General features: G+C 51.2%; 19 protein-coding genes. 13 read left to right on the forward strand and 6 right to left on the reverse strand.

Going from position 1 to position 25,500, the window contains the following annotated elements; translation table 11 throughout:
- Nucleotides 1-35: 35 nt before the first annotated feature.
- The 5 genes from AWJ19_RS16265 to AWJ19_RS35245 form a co-directional block, all read right to left on the reverse strand.
- Entirely contained in the window at nt 36-392 is a 357-nt protein-coding gene (locus AWJ19_RS16265; protein WP_068725220.1) for a DUF4190 domain-containing protein, read from the reverse strand.
- Between the two features lie 259 nt (nt 393-651).
- Complete coding sequence (locus AWJ19_RS16270; protein ID WP_068725222.1) at nt 652-1,278, reverse strand: hypothetical protein; 627 nt, start codon at nt 1,276-1,278, stop codon at nt 652-654.
- Between the two features lie 80 nt (nt 1,279-1,358).
- Complete coding sequence (locus tag AWJ19_RS16275; protein WP_082707929.1) at nt 1,359-2,621, reverse strand: MFS transporter; 1,263 nt, start codon at nt 2,619-2,621, stop codon at nt 1,359-1,361.
- A gap of 69 nt (nt 2,622-2,690) precedes the next feature.
- On the reverse strand, nt 2,691-3,644 hold the full coding sequence (locus AWJ19_RS16280; RefSeq protein ID WP_068725224.1) for a LacI family DNA-binding transcriptional regulator: 954 nt from the start codon (nt 3,642-3,644) through the stop codon (nt 2,691-2,693).
- A gap of 158 nt (nt 3,645-3,802) precedes the next feature.
- Nucleotides 3,803-3,973, reverse strand: coding sequence for a hypothetical protein (locus AWJ19_RS35245; protein ID WP_157890024.1), 171 nt, complete (start codon nt 3,971-3,973; stop codon nt 3,803-3,805).
- Nucleotides 3,974-4,128: 155 nt separating this feature from the next.
- On the opposite strand from AWJ19_RS35245, the gene AWJ19_RS16285 reads away from it, so the two are divergent.
- The 5 genes from AWJ19_RS16285 to AWJ19_RS16305 all read left to right on the forward strand — a co-directional run bounded on the left by AWJ19_RS16285 (nt 4,129) and on the right by AWJ19_RS16305 (nt 9,094).
- On the forward strand, nt 4,129-5,349 hold the full coding sequence (locus AWJ19_RS16285) for an MFS transporter (RefSeq protein WP_068725225.1): 1,221 nt from the start codon (nt 4,129-4,131) through the stop codon (nt 5,347-5,349).
- A gap of 110 nt (nt 5,350-5,459) precedes the next feature.
- Entirely contained in the window at nt 5,460-6,140 is a 681-nt protein-coding gene (locus tag AWJ19_RS16290) for a succinylglutamate desuccinylase/aspartoacylase family protein (RefSeq protein WP_068725227.1), read from the forward strand.
- Between the two features lie 172 nt (nt 6,141-6,312).
- Complete coding sequence (locus tag AWJ19_RS16295) at nt 6,313-8,220, forward strand: heavy metal translocating P-type ATPase (protein ID WP_068725229.1); 1,908 nt, start codon at nt 6,313-6,315, stop codon at nt 8,218-8,220.
- 82 nt (nt 8,221-8,302) lie between these two features.
- A complete protein-coding gene (locus AWJ19_RS16300) occupies nt 8,303-8,608 on the forward strand; it encodes a metal-sensing transcriptional repressor (protein WP_068725231.1) in 306 nt (101 codons plus the stop codon).
- A gap of 141 nt (nt 8,609-8,749) precedes the next feature.
- Complete coding sequence (locus AWJ19_RS16305) at nt 8,750-9,094, forward strand: hypothetical protein (protein WP_068725233.1); 345 nt, start codon at nt 8,750-8,752, stop codon at nt 9,092-9,094.
- 146 nt (nt 9,095-9,240) lie between these two features.
- On the opposite strand, the gene AWJ19_RS16310 is transcribed toward AWJ19_RS16305, so the two are convergent.
- Nucleotides 9,241-10,959: a HAMP domain-containing methyl-accepting chemotaxis protein gene (locus AWJ19_RS16310; RefSeq protein ID WP_082707931.1), complete on the reverse strand. Its 1,719-nt coding sequence runs from the start codon at nt 10,957-10,959 to the stop codon at nt 9,241-9,243.
- Between the two features lie 289 nt (nt 10,960-11,248).
- Between AWJ19_RS16310 and AWJ19_RS16315 the strand changes: the two genes are divergently transcribed.
- The 8 genes from AWJ19_RS16315 to AWJ19_RS16350 all read left to right on the forward strand — a co-directional run bounded on the left by AWJ19_RS16315 (nt 11,249) and on the right by AWJ19_RS16350 (nt 25,132).
- Nucleotides 11,249-15,148 (forward strand): discoidin domain-containing protein, encoded by a 3,900-nt coding sequence (locus AWJ19_RS16315; protein WP_068725237.1) that lies wholly within the window; start codon nt 11,249-11,251, stop codon nt 15,146-15,148.
- Nucleotides 15,149-15,635: 487 nt separating this feature from the next.
- Nucleotides 15,636-19,181, forward strand: coding sequence for an alpha-amylase family glycosyl hydrolase (locus AWJ19_RS16320; protein ID WP_068725238.1), 3,546 nt, complete (start codon nt 15,636-15,638; stop codon nt 19,179-19,181).
- Nucleotides 19,182-19,291: 110 nt separating this feature from the next.
- Nucleotides 19,292-19,759 carry a DinB family protein gene (locus AWJ19_RS16325; RefSeq protein ID WP_068725240.1) on the forward strand — a complete coding sequence of 156 codons (468 nt, stop codon included), beginning with the start codon at nt 19,292-19,294 and terminating at the stop codon, nt 19,757-19,759.
- Between the two features lie 175 nt (nt 19,760-19,934).
- Complete coding sequence (gene murI, locus AWJ19_RS16330) at nt 19,935-20,711, forward strand: glutamate racemase (RefSeq protein ID WP_068725242.1); 777 nt, start codon at nt 19,935-19,937, stop codon at nt 20,709-20,711.
- Nucleotides 20,712-20,969: 258 nt separating this feature from the next.
- The gene (locus tag AWJ19_RS16335) at nt 20,970-21,620 is read left to right on the forward strand and encodes a FusB/FusC family EF-G-binding protein (protein ID WP_068725244.1); all 651 of its coding nucleotides are present in this window, start codon (nt 20,970-20,972) and stop codon (nt 21,618-21,620) included.
- Between the two features lie 198 nt (nt 21,621-21,818).
- Nucleotides 21,819-22,739 (forward strand): 1-phosphofructokinase family hexose kinase, encoded by a 921-nt coding sequence (locus tag AWJ19_RS16340; protein ID WP_068725246.1) that lies wholly within the window; start codon nt 21,819-21,821, stop codon nt 22,737-22,739.
- A gap of 252 nt (nt 22,740-22,991) precedes the next feature.
- Nucleotides 22,992-24,263, forward strand: coding sequence for a BNR-4 repeat-containing protein (locus AWJ19_RS16345; protein WP_068725248.1), 1,272 nt, complete (start codon nt 22,992-22,994; stop codon nt 24,261-24,263).
- 419 nt (nt 24,264-24,682) lie between these two features.
- Nucleotides 24,683-25,132, forward strand: a complete 450-nt coding sequence (locus AWJ19_RS16350; RefSeq protein WP_068725250.1) for a YdeI/OmpD-associated family protein — start codon at nt 24,683-24,685, stop codon at nt 25,130-25,132.
- The last annotated feature ends 368 nt before the right edge of the window (nt 25,133-25,500 follow it).

The following is a 25,500-nucleotide window of genomic DNA, read 5'->3' on the forward strand; positions in this document are numbered from 1 at the left end:
TTGATTTCGTTTCCCTTTATATTCCGCGTCGCTGTTTAGATATTATTGGTATTGAAGTAGAAATTGCTGATGCTGTCCTCTGCTCCGGCCGCAAACAGAATGATTACAACGAACAGCAGGATAAGCAGGGCGTAAATAATCGTTCCGACAATCCCGCAGACCAGTCCGGCAATGGCCAGGCCCCGGCCGCCCTCATAACGGTTACGGATTTCCTTCAGGGATAGCGCGGACAGTATAATCGCCACGATTCCGAAGAGAAGGCCGATATAAGGGGTTACAATGGAGAGAATCCCCAGTACGAGAGAGGCGATGGATTTGCCGTTAGTGTGTGCCGGCGGAGGCGGCGGGGGCGGATAGTAATCCTGTTGCTGACCATACGGTTGATAATTCATGATAAACTCCTTCTAAAAAGTAATGGTTGCTTCGTCTTTTTTAAAAGCTCATACGTCCATTATATTACATTCGTTTCAGGTATAGCAGACCCCGATTTCACTTATTTCTGCTCTGGGGTGTAATTGATCCAGTGCTCCAGCTTGACTGCCAATGTCAGCCCGGCAGCTTCAGCCAGGCGGATAGACGCTATATTGGTATCCTGCACCTGATATCTCGGTATGTAACCGCGTGCCAAGGTATAATGCAGCGCTGTTCTGACTACACGGACAGCCAGCCCCTGTCTCCGGCCGGTTCCGCTGTATGCACTGCCCCGATCTCCCAGATCTGCTCCCCGTTGCGGAAAACGATACAAGTACTGAGCGGAGTCAACTCCTTATAAATGGCTACCGAAAAGGCGCTGTCCTCAAAATATTGTGCAATCTCCTCCGGTGTATAACCGTTCTCCATCCACAGCGGCAGCAGACGCTCATCTATCTGATCGTTAACGATAGCTTCCATATCCGGTTTGAATATTTGGCCGGGGGTGGTGGTGTAGGAATAGAAGCTGCGGACCTGTGTTAGCGGAAAATGAGGGGCAACAGCAATCCTCGCTTCCTGCTGGAGCTTGAACACCAGGCTGGCATCTGCGGGAATCCTGCTTATGAGATCAGAGAGCACTTCCGGATTGCTGTAATCCATGAGTACAACATAATCCGCTTCCGGATATACCCTCCTGTCATAGGCAAAGACATCAGCCGGCAATAGCAGCAGAATCCCCCAATGCTCTGCTTGTTCCACCAAATAACTGTCCATAACCTGATGATAGGCAGTCATCATTTTTAGCAGTGTCACATTTTTCAGCGGATTTCTGCGCAGGTAACACATGATATCATCATAGCTGCTCAATTCTTTATCACCTCTTTTTTCCGGCAAGCGCTGTTTGGCTCTGATTCTCCACATTTTACTATAAAACAGCCCAGATGGCTTCACTTATATCTGCGGATCTGCTTGAGCGTTAACACTGCGGCGGTACCGAACAGGCTGAGCAATACCCCTGCAGCACCCATGACCATGGAGACTCCGAATGCATCCGCACCTGCTGAGAACACCGCCAAACCGAGCGGTGGGGCGACACTCATCAGCGAGCCCAATACGCCGAACATCCGGCCCTGCAGCTCTCCGGGCACCTCCAGCCTCAGGATGATATTGATCAGCAGAGTACTGAAGGAGAAAGTGAAGCCGATCAGCAGAATGACGGGAAGAGCCGCGTTCATCGCTGAGGTGACGGACAGAAGGATATAGAGCGGACCGAGCAGTACCAGGCTTGCGGACACAACGATACCGCGGTGCTTCAGTCTTTTTCCTGCCAGAATAATCATCCCTGAACCCAGCATATAGCCCAGTGGAATACTGCTCTCCAGCAGTCCGAACTGTAACGGCGTCGCTTTCCAGACCTGGACGGCCATTACCTGGGTAAGCATCAGGCAGGACAGGAAAAACATCGTAAGCACCGGCAGCAGAATGGTAATAGATCTGGCAAAGGCATGGCCCCAGATGTAGCGGAAGCCTCCGGCCACATCCTGTTTAAAGGAGCGGGCCGTATCAGCGGCCGGGACATTACCAGCAAAAGAGCCGGCGGCTGCAACCAGCAGGCACGCGAGCATAAACGTCATTCCGTCTACGAATACAGCCCAGGCTCCGCCGACGGCTGCGACAAATATACCGCCTAAGGCATAGCCCAGCGTCCGCGAAATATTCTCGGACAGGGTCATCCAGCCCGCCGCCTGCTGTATGTAATCTTTACCGACGACCGGAAGCAGCGAAGCCTGGAAGGCAGGGGCCTGGAACTGGCCGGCTGCGGTCACGATGCCGGTCAGGCAAATGATAAGTATGTAGGACGGGGAGTTCAGGGTGAGCGTGAAGGCTATTGCCAGTACGGCTATGCTCTGGACAAGATAGGAGCACATAATCAGCGTTCTGCGGTTCATCCGGTCGGCAAGCGTACCTGTCACACTGCCCAGCAAGGAGCAGAGGAGAAGATTGCTGATTGTCAGGATGCTCATCATCCTCGCGCTGCCTGTTTCCTGCAGCACCCACAGGCTGAGCGCCAGCGCATGAAAGGCATTCCCCAGAACCGATAAGGTACTGGCACTAAAAAGAAAAAGAAAGGTCCGGTTTCTGTACAGAGCCGGGTACTTGCCGGATGCTTCAGGTACCGTTTGGCCGGAACCGGCAGCAGATGGAATCATGGCATAGCCTCCTATAATAACTTGGTTTAAGAAGCAGCAATGGTTAATGAGCCGCTATCACTTAAACGTTTAAGTTATTATAAAGAAATTAAGGAGAGATATCAACCAGAAATTGGTTGCTGGCGGCAATTGCCGATCATCCGGAGCGGATTTCAGGGTCGCCATCAGTTCAAACGCAGTCTGTGCCCGGTCATTCTGAAAGCGGATGATCCGTGTATCCGGCTGGACAATTTCCGGAAAACCGCAGGTGCACAGCGCTGTAACCGAGGCAGCGAGCCCGGTGCGTTCGACCGCTTTTGCCAGAAACTCATTAATGACGATGATATGCTTACCGCGGCTCTGCAGCAAAAAGGCTTCAAGTTCCTCCTGCGCCAGGTCAGCTTCAGCCGTTACATGAATATCCTCCCTGGCCAGACCGGAGCTGTCCATAATCCAGCCAGTAAGCGCTGTATTATTGTGGTTCTCCATGATTAAGCAGGAGGGGGCAGCAGCAGCGGATATAGCTGTCTCCAGCGCCTGGGGGTAATTATAATTCACCTGATTAAACATCCGGTCATTGATCAGACTGCCGATCAGAATCAGGGGCACACCATCCACGAAATTAGCAGAAATCCGGTAAAACATCTCATCCATCACATCCAGGACAAAAACGGCATCCAGCTTGCGTTCCCGGATGACATCCATTGCCGGGTTAAGCGGATCGAGGCTAATTACCAGTGTATGGTAACCGGCAGAGGTAAGCTTTGACTCCAGACTGTCTGTGAGGGACAAATAGCTTTGGCGCTTCCAGTAGGGAAGCCCCGGGGATTTGTTGATGAGGATGCCGACCATGCCTGTCCGCTGAACAACAAGCGAACGTGCTGCCAGATTGGGGACGTAGTTCAGCTCTTTGGCGATTGCAAGAATGCTCTGGCGGGTGGCGTCCGGAATAGTCTGGTTTTTGACATTATTCAGCACATAACTGACCGTGGCCACCGATACATTAGCCAGCCGCGCGATATCCTTCATCGTTGCTTTCTTCATCCTGCATTCTCCTTTATGTACAACAGCCTTAGAAGAAAAGACTATCACCCGCAGCATGGGGAAGTCAACGTATGAAGGGGCTTCAATAGCAATTGTGAGCCTGCAAAAAAGCCGCCCAAGTCATGTAGTGACATTGAACGGCCTGCGGAACAAATGCTCTAGGTTTCGTTTTTGGTTACTCCGTTTAGACTAGGCACGTAAACGGCTGTTTTATCCGGATCCGTCATTTGCGGAATCTCCGTGATTGAAGCATGATTCTGCTGGCTGTCTTTGGTATCGGCCTTGTTATTGGCACGGCTGTATTTGGCATCGGCATTGTTTTTTGGCATAAATGTCACCTCCGTTTGCTAAAAGATAGTATGAGTCGGCGCCTGGCATTTTATGCCGGATCATCAGAACCATTGACAGGCGCTGCTATACTATTGTTAGTTAATTAATTTTTGCTGCCTGTTGCAGCACCCTTAGATCGGAGGAAACCTTACTAATGTCCCAAACTGCTTCAACTGGAATTGCCCCTTCCGGTAAGGGAGCTTCCAGGGGATTAATTCTGCTTCTGGCTGCTACTTCTGGTCTTGCTGTAGCTAACCTGTATTACAATCAGCCGCTGCTCGCGGAGATCGGCCGCACGTTCGGAGCTTCGTCCAATGAGACAGGGTATGTCTCCATGTTCACTCAGATTGGTTATGCGCTGGGTATGCTGCTGTTTGTTCCGCTCGGAGACATCCGGGAACGGCGGACGCTGATTTCCCTGCTGCTGATTGCGGTGGCTGTGTCGCTGGTTGGCTTTGCCGTTTCGCCGTCCCTGCTGTGGATGTATATTGCCAGCTTTGCTGTCGGCATTACGTCCGTGGTTCCGCAGATTATTGTACCGTTCTCGGCACAGCTTGCCCGGCCGGAAGAACGCGGCAAGGTAATCGGAACGGTCATGAGCGGGCTGCTGTTCGGTATTCTGCTGGCCCGCACCATCTCCGGCATCGTCGGAGATTTCTTCGGCTGGCGGTCGATGTATTGGATTGCCGCTGCATTAATGCTCCTGCTGTCGGTGATCCTGTACCGTCTGCTTCCGTTGACCAAACCGGAAACCTCCGCCTCATATAAGGAACTGCTTGGTTCTATGGTCCAGCTGGTCCGGAAATACCCCACCCTGCGTGAAGCCTCACTGATCGGTGCCTGCATGTTTGGCTCATTCAGTGTATTCTGGACTTCCCTGGCTTTTTACCTGGAGGGGCCCCCATACCATTACAGCAGTGCAATCGCCGGCTTGTTTGGTCTGATTGGTGTAGCAGGCGCGGCTGGTGCACCGGTAGTCGGACGCTTGGCAGACAAAGTTGCACCTAAACGGATCATCGGGTTGCTGATTCTGCTGACCTTACTGTCCTTCGGGTTGTTCGGATTATCCGGCCTGACCATCTGGAGTCTGGTTGCCGGAGTCATCGTGCTTGATCTTGGCGTACAAGGAACCCAGGTCAGCAACCAGGCCCGGATCTACGCGCTGGAACCGGCTGCACGCAGCAGGATTAATACCGTGTTCATGGTCAGCACCTTTGCCGGCGGCGCGCTTGGTTCCACGCTGGGCAGCTATGCCTGGCAGCACTGGGGCTGGAGCGGTGTCTGCTGGAGTGGAGGCATCCTGGTAACTGCCGCACTGGCAATATGGGGTGTGCACCGGATTATATACAGAAAAGCAGAGCTTGCGGTAAGCTGATTGCGCATTCTTCTATATTCTATCTGGAAGCAAATGTCCAAACCCGTGCCGGCAGGCTGCATACATTATAGGGAGATATCTATGAAATACAGGTTAGGAGGCGTAGCCCTGTGTCTGTTAGACAGCATACTCTTGTACCGAATACGGCGTTCGCCACTCCTTATTATGTGATAAACAGCCATAAGAGCGGTCCGGTCTTTATGATTGTATCCGGTATTCACGGTAATGAGCCAGCCAGCATCGCTGCGGCCCAAGCGCTGGCAGGGAAGTTTCAGCGCAGTGAGCTGATGCTGAGCCGGGGCAAGCTGATCATTGTACCGCTGGTGAATCAGCGGGCATACCGCAGGAAGAGCAGGGGAGTGCCGGATTTGAACCGCACTTTTCCGCATGCAGGCTCCTCCCGGGCAGGGCATCCGCTTTCTGCTGCCCTGTTCGCACTGGCCAAACGCCACCGCCCGGACTGGTATCTTGATCTGCATGAAGCTAACGGGTTGTCGCAGCGTAATCCGCGGCGTGTCGGCCAGACCCTGATAGTCAGCCATGGCACAAGAGCAGCTTCTGCAGCGCGGCGGATTATCAGCACCATGAACCGTTCCGTCGGGGTGACCTCCTACCGCTTCAATATCAAGCACCGTGAACGCGCCGGTACCTCGCGAATGGCTGTCCAGCAGCTGCTGGGGGCCAAAGCGGTTACGGTGGAAACCTGCTGGAGTCTCGATTTTGCACTGCGCGTGAAATACCAGCAGAGGATTGTCCGCCATTTTCTAAAGGCAGCAGGTATGACGAATTGACATGTAAAGGCTTAGCACGCCTTGTTTGCGGGTTCACAGAAACGGATAACGTCCCTTAAAGGACGGCAAATCCGTTTCTTTTTGTGATACATAAATCACATACAATATGCCCCCCGGGGGGATATATTTCATGATAATGTTTCTCAATATAAACGTAGTGGGAGTGAGGAGTATGGGAGAAGTGAATACTGCTGCATATTCGGAAGGTTCTGCTCTGCGGGCTGTCTGGGAGAAAAATGGCGGCATCCTTATCGCTGCATCCTGCCTGGTACTGATTGCACTGGCCTGGATTCTGGAGAAGCAGGGGCTGCAGGCAGGCGCGGTTGTCCTGTTCGTGCTGGCGTATGCAGTAGGCGGATACCGTAAAGCTCTTGAAGGGCTTGAGACATTAATCAAAGACAAGGATCTTGATGTCGATCTCCTGATGGTTATTGCGGCAATCGGGGCAGCTGCTATCGGCTACTGGCTGGACGGGGCGATTTTAATCTTTATTTTTTGCCTGAGCGGTGCACTGGAGGAATACTCCATGGAGAAAACCAATCAGGATATCGCCGCTATTCTTAAATACCGTCCTGAAGAAGCGGTACTTGTGAAAGACGGGATTGAAGTTACTGTTAGAGCTTCCGGGCTGCTGCCGGAGGATGTTGTCAGAGTAAGACCCGGCGAGCGGATTCCCTGCGACGGCATAATTCTTGGAGGAAGCTCCGCAGTGGACCAGTCGGCGATAACCGGGGAATCGGTACCTGCTGACAAAATGCCTGAGGATGAAGTCTACGCGGGTACAATGAACGGGCAGGGCGCACTCACCATTCGGGTTACCAAGGCGGCCGAAGACACACTGCTCTCACGAATCATACATATGGTGCAGGAGGCCAAAAATGAGCTTCCGCCAAGTCAGCTTTTTGTAGAACGGTTTGAAGGCATTTATGCAAAAGCGGTGGTAGCCTTAGCGCTTCTGCTGATGGTTCTGCCGCCTTATCTGCTGGACTGGTCGTGGGAGGATACCATCTACCGGGCAATGATCTTCCTGGTGGTTGCTTCTCCCTGTGCCCTGGTGTCCTCCATTATGCCTGCTGTTCTCTCCGGAATCTCCAATGCCGCGCGTAAAGGGGTATTGTTCAAAGGGGGAGTCCATTTGGAGGGAATCGGCGGTGTGCAGGCGGTGGTCTTTGACAAAACCGGAACCTTGACCGAGGGAAAGCCGGAGGTTACCCATGTATGCCCGGCCGAGGGAGTAACGGAAGCTGAACTGCTGGCTGTAGCGGCTTCGCTGGAAAAGCTGTCCCGGCATCCGATTGCCGGTGCGGTAGTAGAGTATGCCGATGCGCGGGGTATTGCGTTCGAACCGGCCGGGGCGATGCAGGATGTGACCGGGCTTGGCGTCAGCGGAATGGTCAATGGTATCCCTTGTCTGGTCGGAAAAAGAAGCATGCTGCGTAATCATGAAATACCGGAATTGTATGAAACAGCTGCAAAACAGCTTGAGGCGGAAGGGAATACCGCCCTGTATGTGGAGGCAGACGGGCGGCTGATCGGACTGCTGGCAGTGCAGGATGTGGTCCGCAGCCAGGCGGCGGAAGCCGTTGCCAGCCTCAAGGCAATGAACAAGACGGTCATCATGCTCACCGGCGATGCCCGCCATACGGCAGAGGCAATCGCACGCAAGACCGGGATCGATGAAGTCTATGCCGAAATGCTGCCGGACGGGAAGCTGGATATGATCAGGGAGCTGACCCGAAAATACGGTAAAGTAGCGATGGTAGGAGACGGTGTCAATGATGCTCCTGCACTTGCAGCAGCTTCAGTAGGCATTGCCATGGGCGCCGCTGGCAGCGATGTTGCGCTGGAAACGGCTAATGTAGTGCTGATGAATGATGATATTTCAAAAATCCCGTATGCCATTACACTCGGAAGCCGGACGACCCGGGTCATTAAACAGAATATTACCTTTGCCCTTGCCGTTATTGTTGTACTGGTCGTTTCAAATTTCTCGGGCGGATTGAATCTGCCATCCGGGGTTGTAAGTCATGAGGGTAGTACACTGCTGGTGATTCTCAGCGGAATCCGCCTGTTAAGATAAGTTTGATTATGAATCTATTCCTGATATAATACCCCTAGCTGATAGCTTTGACAGAAAATTGTAAATACAGCCGGAGGGAATTATGGTCCAGGAAGCAAACGATGAATTTCACGATGAGGATTATGAGCATAAATACCGGAAGCAGATTGTGAACCGTCTGGCCCGGATTGAAGGGCATGTCAGGGCTGTTAAATTAATGACGGCAGAAGACCGCGACTGCTCCGAGGTGCTGCTCCAGATCGCTGCCATCCAGAAAGCGCTGGACAAGGCCGCCAAGCTGCTGCTTAAGGATCATTTGGAGAACTGTGTAGTCAAAGCCGTCCACCACGGCAACCAGGAGAAGGTGCTGGAGGATCTCAACAAAGCCCTTGATAACTATATCCGTTAAGCAACATGCCGGAAGGGCTGATCTTCCGGTTTTTTTCGTTCTGGCTAACCTTCCATAAGGTGGAATGCTCAATGTCATAGATGGTCTGTCCCGGTATATGATACTTTCTAGGCAAATTTCATGCCAAGGAGGCAGAATCTATTGATTACTCCGGACAATCTTGAGACGTATTATGTGAGAATAGGCAGGCTGAAGCAGCGTTATCTGCCGGAACGGTTTGAACAGGAACTACCGGTGTTCGGCTCCCATACGGAGGCAGCAGACTGGTTCCGCTCGTTGTTCAGCGAAGATTTTATTTTTGTCGAGGTCATGGAGGCAGCAGGCGCGCAGCAATATTACCAATATGACATTATCCATGACCGGGAAATCTGGGAACGCAGACAGAGGGACCTCCGGGAAAAGGGGTCAGCAAGCGGGCCGGGAATGCTTCTGTGCGCCCAGCGTGTTGATATTTACGAAGATGGTTCGGTGCATCTGGCAGTATAAGCCGAATAAATTAAAAGCGGCCGTCCGGGACGATTGATCTGTCCGGGCGGCGCTCTAATTACCGGAGCATTAAGGCGGCGTTAGTACGGTGCGCCCGCTTGCATAAGAAAAAAAGCCGTACAAACGTACGGCTCATGAATAACAGCTCAGATTTTGAATCGGGCGGACAATTCCTGCAGCTCCTCCGCCATTTCGCTCAGTGATTTGACTGCACCTTCGACATCCTTCATGGTTGCTGTCTGCTGCTCGGAGGCAGCGGCAACGTTCTGTGTCTTGTTGAAGGAGGAATCGGCAATTTCTTCGGTCACGATCAGGGAGGCGCTGACCTCCTCGGAGCTGGCCGAGATCTGCTGGGCGGCGGCCGAGACATCCTCCAGCTGCAGGTTTACTTCTTGAATGAAGTTTACTATCTGTTCAAAGGTTTCTTTCGCTTCCTGCATGCCGGTAAGGCCAAGACTGATCTCGCTGCTCTCCTTGTCCATCATGGAGGCGGCCTCTTGGGTCAGCGTCTGGACTTCCGAGAGGATGGAAGCGATCTGCTCGGATGACTGGTTGGACTGCTCGGCAAGCTTGCGGACCTCCTGGGCCACGACGGCAAAGCCCCGTCCGTGCTCACCGGCGCGTGCAGCCTCAATCGAAGCATTAAGAGCCAGCAGATTGGTCTGTTGGGCAATCCCTCTGATCAGGTCTACAATAGCGCCGATCTCCTGCGAGTAATTATGCAGCTTGCGGATTACCGCTGCTGATGCCTGGGAGGTGGAGAGTATCGTATCCAGCTGGCCGCTGACGGTAGTAATCTTCGCGCCGCCGTGTACCGCCTGCTCGGTTGTGTAGCTGGTTACGCCGGAGATGTCGGTCACCGACTCGGCAACCTTTTGAATGCCGGTGGATACCTCATCCATGGCCCGGCTGCATTCCCGGGAGCTGCTGAGCTGGGTAGCCGAACCGTCCGCTACAGCCTGAATTTCTTCGGCAATGTGACTGCTGGCCTCGGCAGTCTGCACGGAACTGGCCAGCAGCTCCTCAGAGCTTGCCGACAGCATCTGGGAATGCTCTCCGATCTTCGAGATAATGCCCCGCAGTCTGGCAATCATTTCATTAAACCCTGCAGTCAGCACACCGATTTCGTCTTTTGAGCTGTAGCTGCCTTTGACAGAGAGATCGCCGTTCTGGGCGTCATGCATCAGCAACTTCAGATTGTTCAGCGGCCGGGTAATCATACGGGAGAGCAAGAGACTTACGGTACCGCACACAAGCAGGGAAGCTGCCAGCATCAGAATCAATTCCAGCTTGCTGGTCGAGGCGTCCTTTTTATTGCTGCTATTCAGCTCTGCGGCCGCATTCTGGTTCAGCTGTTTGATGGATTCAAGTATACTCATAATTTCGGTGCGGACCGGAGTCAGCTGGTTTTCGAAAACGGTATAAGCTTCAGCCGGCTGGTTGGCTTCGAGTCTGCCGAGCATCAGATCGCGGGCTTCGTTGCTTACCGGAATCAGCCCCTTGAACGAATCGTACAGCTGCTGCACATCCTCCGGCATCCCGACCGACTCGATTTCTTTCTGGGCGGCAATGTTACCTGTGATGATCGCGGCGATAGAGTCATTAATTTCCTTTTGCCGTGCGGCTGTCTGGTTGGAAGGGATCATCAGCTGCAGCTGCAGGGTATTGATCTGGGCGTTGCCCATGATAATCTCACTGATCAGCTCGTTGGGAACCATGTATTGATGGTACATCTGCTTGGCGTTTGCATTAATCCTGCTAAGGTAATGGTACCCTGTGAAGCCGACGAGCATCATGAACATAATGGATAGCCCGACTAACCCCGTAATTTTTACCGAAACCTTCTGATTGACCATAAACCTCATCACGACAACAACTCTCTCTCGTTTCTAGATGTAGTAAATATTAAATCTATGTTATTAATATCGTAAAAAACAGCTCCAATCTAAAGAGCAGGGAGTTACTTTTGTATCAGCTTCCCCGTCGCCGATATGTATGAGCAGCGGGTTAACTGCATAAAGTCAAGGATGGGGTTTTATTGCAAAAGAACGTGGAATTGCCTATCTTTCCCGTAGAATCACCTCTTATTGCCAGGCTGGCCGGGTCTCTATAATGGGGGTGTATCCCAACATATTTTTACTGAGGAGGATTATAATGCGTAACAAGTTTGCCATCTGGTCACTTGTAGCGACGATGCTGGTCTCGACCCTGTACCTGGCTGCCGGTTCCTTCGGAATCGCAGCTGCCGCCGGTGGACAGAATCTGACCCCGGGCAAAACAGTCACCGCAAGCGGCCAATCCCAGTCGTACACACCGGATAATGTAAAAGACAGTAATCCGGGCACCTACTGGGAAAGTACGAACAGCTCATTTCCGCAATGGATTCAAGTCGATCTCGGGACAAGCACCAGCATTGACCAGGTCGTGCTGAAGCTGCCGCCTGCCTGGGAGACGCGTACCCAGACCTTATCTGTTCAAGGCAGTCCGGACGGAGCTTCATTCAGCACCCTTGCCGGCAGCGCCGCTTATGTATTCAACCCTGCATCGGGCAACTCAGTGACAGTTGACTTCAGCGCTTCCAGCACCCGCTACGTCAGGATCACTGTGACGGCCAATACCGGCTGGCCGGCCGCGCAGTTCTCGGAAGTCGAAATTTATGGCGCGGCCGGTGCAACGCCGACACCTGCACCGACAGCTACACCTGCTGCCGGTACGTATCAGGCTGAATCCGCAGCACTTTCCGGCGGCGCAAAGGTGAACACCGATCACACCGGATTTTCGGGAACGGGGTTTGTGGACGGCTACTGGACACAAGGGGCTGTCACTACATTTACGGTTAACGTTCCGGCTGCCGGTACACGCAATGTTACTCTCCGGTATGGTAACGGGAATACCTCGGCACAGACCTTGAGCCTCTATGTGAATGGGGCCAAAATCCGCCAGACCTCGCTGCCGAACCTGTCCGGATGGGATACATGGGGGACAAAGACAGAGGCGCTGAATTTGAATGCCGGGAACAATACGGTCGCCTACAAATATGATGCCGGTGACAGCGCCAACGTGAATCTTGATCAGATCACAGTAGCGGACACCGTAACAGCTACACCCACTCCAGTTGTGACTCCAACCGTTACACCAGCTCCTACGGCGGTGCCCACACCTACGGTTGCGCCTACACCTGCACCAACCCAGACCGTAATGCCTTCACCATCCGCAACCCCTGCAGCAACAGCTCCGCCGGGCAGCAATATCGCGATCGGCAAAACCATCACCGCCTCCTCAGTAACGCAGAACTTTACAGCAGCAAATGCTAACGACAATAATACCGCAACCTATTGGGAAGGCGGCAGCAACCCGAGTAATCTGACTCTGGATTTGGGAGCCAATCAGAATATTACCTCTATCGTCCTGAAGCTGAACCCGTCTGCTGAATGGGGAACTCGGGCCCAGACCATTCAGGTGCTCGGACATAATCAGACTACGACTACCTTCAGTAACCTGGTCTCTGCCCAGAGCTATACCTTTAACCCGGCCACCGGCAACACCGTTACTATTCCTGTAACAGCAACGGTCAAGCGCCTGCAGCTGAATATCACAGCCAACAGCGGCGCACCGGCAGGACAGATAGCCGAATTTCAGGTGTTCGGCTCACCGGCTGCCAATCCCGACCTGACGATTACAGGTATGTCCTGGACACCGTCAGCTCCTGATGAAGCCGCTGCAGTTACACTGAACGCCACTGTAAAAAACAACGGTAATGCAGCATCCGCAGCAACCACGGTTAACTTTTACCTTAATAACGAGCTGGCCGGCTCCGCTGCCGTCGGTGCGCTCGCCGCCGGGGCTTCAGCCACGGTGTCACTGAATGCCGGAACCAAACCTGCGGCCAGCTACTCTTTAAGCGCCAAGGTGGACGAGAGTAACCTGGTCATCGAGCAGAATGAAACCAATAACAGCTATAGTCATCCATTACCGCTTATCGTCAATCCCATTTCCAGCTCTGACCTTACCGGTACTGTCACATGGAGCCCTGGGACACCGTCAGCGGGCAGCAATGTCTCCTTCACACTCAATCTTAAGAATCAAGGCACAATTGCTTCAGCCGGCGGAGCCCATGCGGCTACGGTAGTGCTCAAAAACGCCGCCGGAGCCACAGTGCAGACCTTTACCGGCACATACAACGGCGTCATTGCTGCAGGCCAGACTGTTCAAGTCGCCGTTCCAGGAACATGGACAGCCGTGAACGGTAATTATACAGTGAACAGTACTGTTGGGGCAGATGGTAATGAAGCTGCCTCCAAGCAGAATAATAATACCAGCACAGCAAATCTGGTGGTCTACGCGCTGCGCGGAGCAAGCATGCCGTACAGCAAATATGATACAGAGGATGCAGTAAGAGGCGGTGCGGCGGTGCTTCGAACAGCCCCGACCTTTGACCAGTCGCTGACCGCATCTGAAGCTTCCGGCCAGAAGTACATTGCCCTTCCGTCGAACGGATCGTATGCCGAATGGACCGTAAGATCCGGGCAGGGCGGTGCCGGGGTAACGATGCGCTTCACCATGCCGGATTCCCCGGACGGCATGGGACTTAACGGTTCAGTCGATGTCTATGTTAACGGCAGCAAGGTCAAGACGGTTGCTCTAACCTCTTATTACAGCTGGCAGTATTTCTCCGGTGATATGCCGTCAGATGCACCGGGCGGCGGACGTCCGCTGTTCCGCTTCGATGAAGTACACTGGAAGCTGGATACGGCACTCAAGGCCGGAGACACCATCCGCATCCAGAAAAATAACGGGGATGCCTACGAATACGGCGTGGACTTTCTGGAGATTGAACCTGTTCCTGCCGCAATTGCCCGTCCTGCAGGTTCGGTAGCTGTTACAGACCATGGCGCAGTGGCAAATGACGGCCAGGATGATCTGCCTGCCTTTAAAGCCGCCGTTACGGCAGCAGTCACTGCGGGCAAACCGCTGTATATCCCGGAAGGAACATTTAACTTAGGCGGCATGTGGGAGATCGGCTCGGTCAGCAGCAAGATTAATAACATCACGATTACCGGAGCGGGCCTTTGGCATACCAATATCCAGTTCACTAATCCGAATTCAGCCGGGGGAGGCATCTCCCTGCGTGTCACCGGACGGCTTGATTTCAGCAATGTCTACATGAATTCGAACCTGCGTTCACGTTATGGCCAGAATGCCATCTATAAAGGCTTTATGGACAATTTTGGCACCAACTCAGTGATTCATGATGTGTGGGTGGAGCATTTTGAATGCGGGATGTGGGTTGGGGATTACGCGCATACACCGGCGATTTATGCCACCGGACTGGTTGTAGAGAACAGCCGGATCCGCAACAATCTGGCCGACGGCATCAATTTCTCTCAGGGAACCAGCAATTCAACCGTGCGCAACAGCAGCATCCGCAATAACGGGGACGACGGTCTCGCTGTATGGACCAGCAACACCAACGGGGCTCCGGCCGGAGTAAATAATACCTTCTCGTACAATACGATCGAGAATAACTGGCGGGCTGCAGCGATAGCTTTCTTCGGCGGAAGCGGGCATAAAGCGGACCACAACTACATCATTGATACGGTCGGCGGTTCCGGCATCCGGATGAATACGGTATTCCCCGGATACCATTTCCAGAACAATACGGGCATTGTGTTCTCGGATACAACGATCATTAACAGCGGTACCAGCCAGGATCTTTACAACGGCGAGAGGGGAGCCATAGACCTGGAAGCCTCTAATGATGCCATCAAAAATGTGACCTTTACCAATATTGATATCATCAACACCCAGCGTGATGCGATCCAGTTCGGCTATGGCGGCGGATTCGAAAACATAGTATTTAACAACATTAATATTAATGGTACAGGTCTCGACGGGATTACAACCTCGCGCTTCTCCGGACCGCATAAAGGTGCTGCAATCTATACGTATACAGGCAATGGATCGGCAACCTTCAACAATCTCGTCACAAGCAACATTGCTTATCCGAATCTGAATTATATCCAGTCTGGCTTTAATCTGACCATTAACAATTGATAGCTGTACCTGCCGGCAGGGAGGAGGGGGTCTTCAGACCCTCTCTTTTTTGAGAATAAGATTAATGAAGTTAATAATTAATGAAGTGAAAAGAACTAAGATATCAGGCAGAACGCGTTATTTAGGTGGAAAATCAGGAAACCGGTTTCTGATTGTCTAATAAGCAGGAAAAAGGAGCATTAACCAGATAAAGTTCCGGATATTAGCTCAAAAGATCCATTGACCGCGCTCCGCTGCGGATACTATAATCAGAATCAGGAAAAATTCATTGGAGCAGAAGCGGAGGATACCGCTTTATTTCATTTAATTTATGCAAGCGCATACAATGGAGCTTTTCCGCTCAGTCCATGGGGGTGATGGATGGTTTAAATTTAGCACAGGCAGTGATGCCAATAGCCGGCAGTTCATTTATTACCTTTTTTGCAAACGTTTGCGCATTAAAAGATGTGAGCTTCAATATCAAACATTTGATCAGGAGGTAGTCTATTTGGTAAGAAATAAAACGAGGCGTTTTCTTTCCTGGCTGGTTATTTTTGCGCTATGCTTCAGCTTGTTCGGTGCATCAGGCGGTGCGTCCGCCAGCAATACCAATTATACGGTTACTTACACTAACACCACGGCAACGGCTGTAACCCTGCATTGGACAACGAATAACTGGTCGAGCGTCACCGACACCACAATGACAAGAAACGGAACGACCTTTACAGCCAATCTGGCAGTCGCTGAAGGAGCAACCTTAACGTATTGCTATCACATCACCGCTCCAGCCGACAGCTGGGATAATAACGGCGGCAAAAACTGGACCGTAACCATTCCCTCAGCCGGCAGATATGAAGCGGAGAATGCAGCATTAACAGGCGGGGCAAAAGTAAACACCAATCATACCGGATACTCGGGAGCAGGCTTTGTGGACGGGTATACGGCCAGCGGCGCAGCTACAGCTTTTACAGTGCAGGCTTCAGCTGCAGGCGCATACAACGCAACTCTGCGTTATGCGAACGCGACAGGCAGTGCCAAGACGGTATCTGTATATGTGAACGGGACCAAAGTCAAGCAAACCACACTTCCAAGTCTAAGCAGCTGGGACACCTGGGGTGAACAGAGCGAATCGCTCAGCCTGCAGGCCGGAAGCAACACCATCACCTACAAATACGATTCAACCGACAGCGGAAATATCAATATCGATTATGTAACGGTTCTGCCCGGAACAACACCAACACCAACGGCAACTCCGGTGCCAACAGTTCAGCCTACGGCAACTCCATCTGCTACTCCTTCACCTACTCCAGTAGTTACACCATCACCAACTCCAATACCAACGGCAACAGCAACACCAACACCTACGAATACTCCTACAGCAACTCCAACAGCCAGCGTAACCCCATCACCAACAGCAACGGCAGCGGGCATTACGGTCCATGTGAAAAAGCCGTCCGGCTGGAACGCTGCAATGCGTATCCATTACTGGAACCTGAGTCCGTCCACGGTACCCGTCAGCGGCGCCTGGCCAGGCATTCTGATGAAATCCGACGGTAATGACTGGTACAGCTATACCATTCCCGGTGCGGCAAGCACCAGCCTGATTTTCAATGACAGCAACGGCAAACAGACTGGTGATTTAACCCGCAATGTAAAAGAAAGCTGGTATTACACAGACAACGTCTGGTATACCGCTAATCCCGAGGCGCTGAAGACACCGGTCATCACTGTCTCGCCGGCTCCAAAAACATACGATGCTGCACAAACGGTTGCACTTTCAAGCAGCAATACCGGAGACAAAATCTACTATACAACCAACGGCTCTACACCGACCGTAGCCTCGGCCTTATATACGGATCCAATCCAGGTATCGTCCTCGATGACCATAAAAGCGTTTGGCGTGAACGCGGACGGCGTTACAGGCAGTGTGTCCTCTTTTGCCTATGTGATTGACCTGAATGCCGATTTGCAGCCGCCGGTGATTACGCCGAATCTGCCGGTAGGACAATCCGCTACAGCGGTAAATGTCTCTTTTAACATCAAAGACAACAAAGCAGCCACAGTAACTGCCTACTATACAGATAATGGCACAGAGCCTACTACCAGCTCAAAAGTATACCTTACAGGTAATGTGCTTGCCGGGCTGACCGGGCCGCAGATTCTGATCGCCAAAACAACGACCCTGAAATTCCTGGTGATCGACGCCGCCGGCAACAAGACGACCCAAAGCTTTGTTTACAGCATCGGCAGCAAAGGGGATTTCCGCGAGGACTCCATATACTTTGTGATCACATCCCGCTTCTATGACGGCGATACCAGCAACAACGCCCATGCCTGGGATGATGCCAAGGCTGGCAACCCGGATTCCGACCCAGCGTGGAGAGGGGATTTCAAGGGACTGATCCAAAAGCTTGATTACATCAAAGCGCTTGGCTTCAGCGCCATCTGGATTACACCTGTTGTTCAGAATGCCAGCGGTTATGATTACCACGGCTATCACGCGATTAATTTTGCCAAAGTTGATCCGAGATACGAGTCCGCAGGCGCCTCCTACCAGGATCTGATCAACGCCGCCCATGCCAAGGGCATCAAGGTCATTCAGGATATCGTCGTCAATCATACCGGCAACTTCGGCGAGGAGAACCTGTTCCCGATGTTTAAGAAGGATGAGACCAAGCCGGACACGATCGCGAATTTGCTCAAAATAACCAACAAGCTGCCGGCCAACTACGATTCCATGACACCGGATCAGCAGTATCAGGCCAGACTGGCCCTGATGAAGACTGCCGAGACCAACAACAATATCTATCACACGGAAAAAAGCCTTTCCTGGGAGTCGTACACCGTCCAGACCGGCCAGATCGCCGGGGATTGTGTGGATCTCAATACGGAGAATCCGGTGGTCAACCAGTATCTGATCGACAGCTATAACCAGTATATTGATATGGGCGTAGATGCTTTCCGGGTGGATACGGTTAAGCATGTCAGCCGGTATATTTTTAACAAGTATTTTGTTCCGGCGTGGAAGGAAAGAGGCGGCTCGGACTTCTTCATCTTCGGTGAGGTCGCTACCCGCTACAGAGATGTCTGGAACAGCGGCATTCCGGCGATTTCGACGCCGTTCTATACCTGGAAGTCGGCAAAGTCCTACCCTGGCGACGGTCAAAATGACTACGCTTCCAACAAGCTGTCCGTTGAACAGGAATGGGCGGATAACTCCACAACTGCGGGTCAGCCGACGTCGAACAATGCTTTTCTGATCGGCAACAATTATCATACGCCGGACTACTCGATGAAATCAGGCATGGACGTAATCGACTTCCCGATGCACTGGGCGTTCAAAACAGCGCAGGAAGCTTTCAGCATGCGCAGCGGAGACCAGTTCTACAATGATGCTACCTGGAACGTGACGTATGTGGATTCCCATGACTATGCTCCTGACCAGGCGCCGGAAAATCAGCGGTTTGCCGGAACCCAGGACACATGGGCAGAAAATCTTGCTCTGATGTTCACCTTCCGCGGCATCCCGGCCATCTATTACGGCTCGGAAATCGAGTTTCAGAAGGGAAAAGCAATTGATGTAGGCCCGAATGCACCGCTCAGTACGACGGGACGCGCTTATTTTGGTGATCATATTGAGGGTAGCGTTACCGTGCAGGATTTTGGAAGATATACGAATGCTACGGGTACACTTGCTGAATCACTGAGCCATCCGCTGGCTAAGCATATCCGTCAGCTCAATCTGATCAGAAGAGCCGTACCTGCCCTGCAAAAGGGCCAATACTCTACAGAGAACGTCAGCGGCAATCTGGCCTTCAAAAGAAGATACACCGATGCCTCCAAAGGCATCGACAGCTTTGCGCTGGTCACTATCTCGGGCAACGCTACCTTCACAGGCATTCCTAACGGCACCTATGTAGATGCTGTGACTGGGGACATCAAGAACGTAACGAATGGCACCATCACACTGAACTGCTCGGGCAAAGGCAATGCCAGAGTCTATGTGCTGAACGGCAGCGGCGGGATCGGTGAGAGCGGAACCTATTTAAAGTAGAAGCGGTTATCAAATAAAGGAACGTATAGCCCCCCTTGCCATTGTGCAAGGGGTTTTATATCATTGAACAAAAGTATCTGGAAGAATTACAGAGAACTGGGAGGTTTATCATGGAAAGACGGAACGAGGTTTTGTTTGAGCAGCTGTCTGCGTACCGCAGCGAGCTAATCGGTGCGGTAGCGGATCTTTCGGATGAGGAGGGAGAAAAGGTTCCGGCCGGGTTTAATAACAATATCCGCTGGAATCTGGGCCATCTGTATACCGATCAGTTTCTATGGCTGCAGGCGCTTACCAGGGAGCAGCAGCCCCTCCCGCCAAGCTATATGAAATGGTTCGGGTACGGGACGGGACCGGCCGATTTTTCGGAGCATACACCGTCTATAGCTGAGCTTAAGACCCTGCTCAAACAGCAACCGCTGGTTATCCGCCAGACGTACGGGGAGCGTATGGAGGAAGAATTTCCCCCAACTGAAATGGGAATGTATACAGTCAGCCAGGTGCTGATCAGAACCATATATCATGAAGGGCTGCATCTTGGTGCCATCCTGGCAATAAAGCGGAAATTGCGGTTAGACTAAAGCTCTTCCGCCAAAGCTGATGCTGTAGCCAGTCCGCAATACATATTTCATTGAACACATGAAGCTTTTTCGCATAAATTATGGGGCAGCCGTATCCGGCTGTCTTTTTTCATCAATGAAGAAGGTCTTGTGTTAAAATAGATAGGCAATTATCAAGCACGAAAAGAGTGAAATTATGCGGATTGGTTTTTTTGACTCCGGAATCGGCGGAATTACGGTGCTGCACCAGGCCCTGAAGCTTCTGCCAAATGAAGATTACCTGTTCTATGCGGATACGAGGAATGTGCCCTACGGAGAGAAAACAAAAGAAGAAGTGAAACAATATATTTTTGAGGCTGTGCAGTTTATAGCGGAGCAGCAGGTAAAAGCACTCGTCATTGCCTGCAATACGGCAACCAGTGTGGCAATTGAGGAGCTGCGTGAACGTTATGAATTTCCGATTCTCGGAATTGAACCGGCCGTGAAGCCGGCTGTGCAGAAATGGGAGGTTCACCGCAAAAAGGTGCTCGTCCTGGCCACGAATCTTACGCTGAGGGAAGAAAAGTTCACTAACCTGGTCAAGCGGCTTGACCACCGGGATATCGTCGACAGCCTGGCGCTTCCGGGCCTGGTTACATTTGCTGAGCAGCATGAGTTTAATGATGAGCTGGTCAAAAGCTATCTGGAGCAGGAGCTATCACGCTTCGATCTGTGCCAGTACGGAACGGTTGTGCTCGGATGCACTCATTTTCCTTACTTCACCAATGTTATCAAGGAGATTTTTCCGGTAGGTACGGACTTTATCTCTGGCAGTACCGGTACAGCCAACAATCTGAAGCGGATTCTGGAGTGTGATCAGCTGCTGGAGAGCGGAAGCGGAGATATCGCCTTCTATAATTCGGGAATCAGAGTGGAAGATACAGCTACTCTGGAGCGTTACGGGCAGCTGCTGCTGATGCTGGATGGGTTGTAACACAGACAAATGAATTGAGCAATCTGCCTAATCCTGCTATACTTTTCGCATGTGAATTGGATTGGGGGTTGTTACTGATGGCACTTCTTAATTGCTCATTGGCTAGGCTGTCCTCATGCAGAGCCTAATCAGGGGCGATACTTTGCGTGAGGTGCGATAGAATAAGGAATTCATTCGCCCAAACTGGATTTTATCGTTTCTAATAATAGGCTTTGCACCGGTATGAATGCATCTATCATATCTAAGGGGCGAAAACCTATGAATACACCATTTATTAGAAACCATCAATTGAATGTGATTAAGAAACAAACGGATTTCCTGCAGAATACGTTACGTACGGTCGCTGACCGGAGAGTACTGGAGACGGTAAGGTATACAGCAGCTGCAACAGTGGTTAATGCCTTTAGTGAACTGACTGTGGAGCAGCGGCAGATGCTGGAGCAGATCTCTTCTTTCGAGTCGGGTTATGATTTTCAGCGCTTCCTTGACAGTCTGGAGCCGCTGATGGTTCCTTATCCGGATATTACGCTGAAGCAAATCCAGAAGCTTTTTCCCAAGACCAAGAAGCTGAGGGTACCGGATCTGAACACAATTGATTTCAGGTATCTGACCTATCTGAGCTGGGTGGACATTGCGGCCAATAAGCTGTTTATTGTCTATCCGCATCACGGGCAGTTTATCGGGATTGAGGGAAGGCTTATCCCAACGAATAAGAAGGGCTACTGCCTGTTCTGCAACCGGCATCAGGAGCTTGCGTTCCTCTCGGTGTCGACCAAGCCTGTACATGCTTCGCAGGATAACATTGCTTCTGTGGGCCAATATGTGTGCATGGACAATCATGCCTGCAATCACAGCATCACCAGTACAGAGGCACTTGAGAAGTTCATTCTGTCTGTGCGGAAATCCTGATCATATTAAGAGACGGCTGCCCTTAGCGGGGCAACCGTCTTTTTGCATATCTGACTGTATAATTGTGCAGGTTACGACGGAGGAGACGGCGCTCCAGCTGCTGAAACAGTGAGCAATGGTGGTCAAATGCAGCTTAAGGGTAATAATTTCTGGAACGCCAGATATCCTATGAACGATTGAGCAAAGGAGCGATAAACAATGATCGTAACATTAACTGTGAATCCAGCTGTTGATGCCAGTACAGGAATTGATAAGGTAGTCCCTGAACATAAAATGAAATGCAGGGAGGCCACTTATAAACCGGGTGGTGGAGGAGTCAATGTTGCCAGGGCAGTCCACAGGCTTGGCGGTAAGTCGCTGGCGGTGTATGCTTCAGGCGGATTGCACGGACAGCTGATCGGCAGCATGCTGGATCAGGAAGGTGTAGCCTGGCAGGCGGTACCGATTACAGGTCAGACCCGTGAGAATCTGATTGTGCTGGAGGAATCGAGCGGGAAGCAGTTCCGTTTTGATATGCCTGGCCCGTCCTTTAACGAGAATGACTGGGAAGCATGCCTGCAGGCACTCAAACAGCTCGAAGCAGCGCCGGATATCATTGTAGCCAGCGGAAGTCTTCCTCCCGGGTGTCCGAAGGATTTTTACGGCCGGGTGGCGGAGATTGCTAAAGCGCGGCAAGCGCGCATTATTGTTGATACGTCGGGAGAAGCGCTCCAGCTGGCTGCTGATGCCGGTGTTTATCTGCTAAAGCCCAATCTGCGGGAGCTTGAAGAGCTTAGCGGAAGGGCAATCGGTAACCACAAGGAGGCTGAAGAAGCTGCACTTAGCCTTATCGATGAAGGGCGTACGGAAGTAGTGGTGATCTCGCTGGGAAGTGAAGGGGCTCTGCTGGTGACAAAAGAAGGTTCAGAGCACATCCGGTCACCTAAGGTGAAGGTGGCCAGCGTTGTCGGGGCCGGGGACAGTCTTGTAGGCGGGCTTGTGTACAGCTTATCTCAAGGACATCCGCTCAGGGAAGCGGTAAGATATGGAGTCGCTTCTGGTGCGGCGGCGGTGATGAATCCGGAGCGTGAGCTCTGTAGGCGGGAGGATACGGAACGTTTATACGCGGAAATGGAATGACCCTAAGGGAGATTTACATGCAGAAAAGTCCGGATTCCGGGCTTTTCTTTTTGTTGTCTGCAAAACCCGCTGCCAATACAGCATTCTTGCAAATGTACAGTAACATTTCAGTGTCCTTCATGCTATCTTGGGCTTGCGGAATCTAAGTAGAACAACCAAAAGGGGGAAAGCGATCAATAGAGCTGAATCTGTTTACTGTTTACATTGATGAACTTGTCCTTACAAAACAGATTTACTTGGGAGGCGGATTTATTGAAAAAGCCAAAGCAATATAAGCTCAGCCTCATTTTGCTGGCTCTGCTGACTCTGATGCCGGCGGGAGCGGGAACTGCAGCACCAGTGCTGGAGGTGGTTCCTTTTCCGATGGATTCCAGCAATCAGGCCGGATGGTGGTCACCGCTTGCTACTTACGGGCTTGGTTTTGAGTACGCTTACATGGCTTACAATGCGCCGGGATCGATTCCGGGAAAACACACGGTTGCTATTGCCAGACGGGATAATGACGGGAATTGGAGCAAACTGCCGCTTATGGACGGCACTACACCTGCAGAGTACATCGACGATCTTGGTCATAATCAGCCTTCTATGGCCAGAGACGGGAGCGGCCGGTTTCATGTCTTTGCGTCCATGCACAGCAATACTTGGCGGTATTACCGGTCTGATACAGTAGGCGGAGTTCCGCAGAATCATTCGGATGAGCTGCCTCAGGGCATGACGGTAACCTACCCGGTGCTGACAACAGCTCCTAACGGGGATTTGTATTTGCTGGTACGTGCAGATAAAGATCTGGCAGGTAAAAGAGAGGCCGTGCTGTTCCGCTGGAACAACGCCGATTCGGTATGGACTCAGGTCAAAGTCATTGCGGCACACCTTAACCGGTCTGTCTATCCGGACGATCTTGTTTTTGATGCAAACGGCGATCTGCATATTATATTCGAGTGGGCGTATTTTGCAGCCAGTCCGCTGCGTCACCAGCTGTCGTATTTAAAATATAGTCCCGCTACGAACGAGTTCACCAAAGCAGACGGAACGCCGGTTGCAACACCGGTAAGCCTGACAACAGCGGATATTGTACAGCCTATGGCTCCTGGAGAAGCCTACGTTCAGAGCGGCAGCGATCCCGGCGGTCCGGGTGTGCAAAGCGCCAAGCTAACGCTAGATTCAGCAGGAAGTCCGGTTATCGCATACCGCTACCGTGAGGAAGGGAGTACAAGCTTTTCAGTCAAGCAGGCTACTTATGGCCCTGGAGGATGGAACCTGCAGACCGTCTATAATGCAGCTCCAACTACAGCGGCAATTGATGTGACCTGGACGGGAACTACAGCAAGAATCTATTATGTAAAAAGCAGCGGGACTGACCGTGCCTTCATGGCTGTCAACACAGGCGGAACCTGGACGGAAACCTCGCTTGCGCCGGGTATTCCGATAGAGCGGCTGGCCGTGGACCGCAGTCCTAAAGGCGTAGATATTTTGTATCTGGTGGATGTGACGAATCTGAAGCTTTATTACGGACGTAATAATTAAGGCAGTGCAACGGATGGCAATGGATGACGCCAGATAACTGAACGGATGAGCAGGGTGAGGCGAGTGAATTAACGGTGCTCATATGATGAAGAGGCAGCCGATGCATATAAGCACTGGCTGCCTTTAAATTTAATATGAATCAGAACGGGATAGGATGTAGTGGAAAACATATTTATCCATACGAAATGGAAGATTTTCCGGGCGCTATAAATTAATTTAGTCATATTTATCCATGTTGATGAGGGTTTAGTACAAAGCCTGGGCTGCAGTCTTGGAGATTCACAAATCTGCCAATAGCCGTGTAAAGTGCAGGCAGGGATTGGACTCCGAAGTCTAGAATAGAGTCGTAATCCCATTAGTTGGATATACTGGTGATCGAAGAACCGTAATTAGCTTTTTTAAAAGGAGTGCTGCTGATAATGAATTTTGAATTTGACAGTGAAATTAAGATGCTGGAAGGTAAAATGAAATGGAAAGTGATTTATTTCCCATATTCTGTTCAGGAATTATTCAACACCAGCGGTAAGGTACCCGTACAAATCTCAGTGGATGGTCAAGAGTTCGAACATACCTTGCTGCCGTCAAAAAACGGGCATTATTTAGTTTACAATGAATTTATCCGCAGAGAAGTGCGTAAAGAGTTGGGTGACCAGCTTCATGTCATTTTAACCAAATGTGAGGAAAAGCGTGGAGTAACCGTACCAGATAACATATCACAGACCCTAGAGGATCACCAGCTTCTGGACCAGTTCCTGGGTCAGCCTGATTACATCAAGCGGGAACAGCTTAATCACATCGAATTGGCCAAAAAGGATGAGACGAAAAACAACCGGATTCTGGCCCTAATGAAGAAGCTTAAGGAGAAATGAAAAATCTATCAAGGATAATATATGGTAAAAATGTGCAAATTGATATTGATAAGTCAATTTAAGATGAGCGGTTAGTTAAACTGGTAATTTGGATGTAGTTTTGTAAATAAGAATTAAATTTCAGGATAAGTAAAAGTATTAGTAACAGCATAAAACAAAAAAAATAACAACAATCAAACAACTAAAGAAAATAAAATCAAAACAAAGAAGAAAGAAATAGAGCACAAATAGAGCACTAAAATTACATAATATTCAGTTAACTGAATATTCAGATTCGGACACAAAACAGCTTAAATCAGCCTAGTACGGATTGTTTAGTCACTACTTCCTCACAAAACCCGTATTTTGTACATATGTAGCTAGGTTAG

It is taken from the genome of Paenibacillus sp. DMB5 (assembly GCF_001517085.1).
Lineage (GTDB): Bacteria > Bacillota > Bacilli > Paenibacillales > Paenibacillaceae > Paenibacillus_AQ.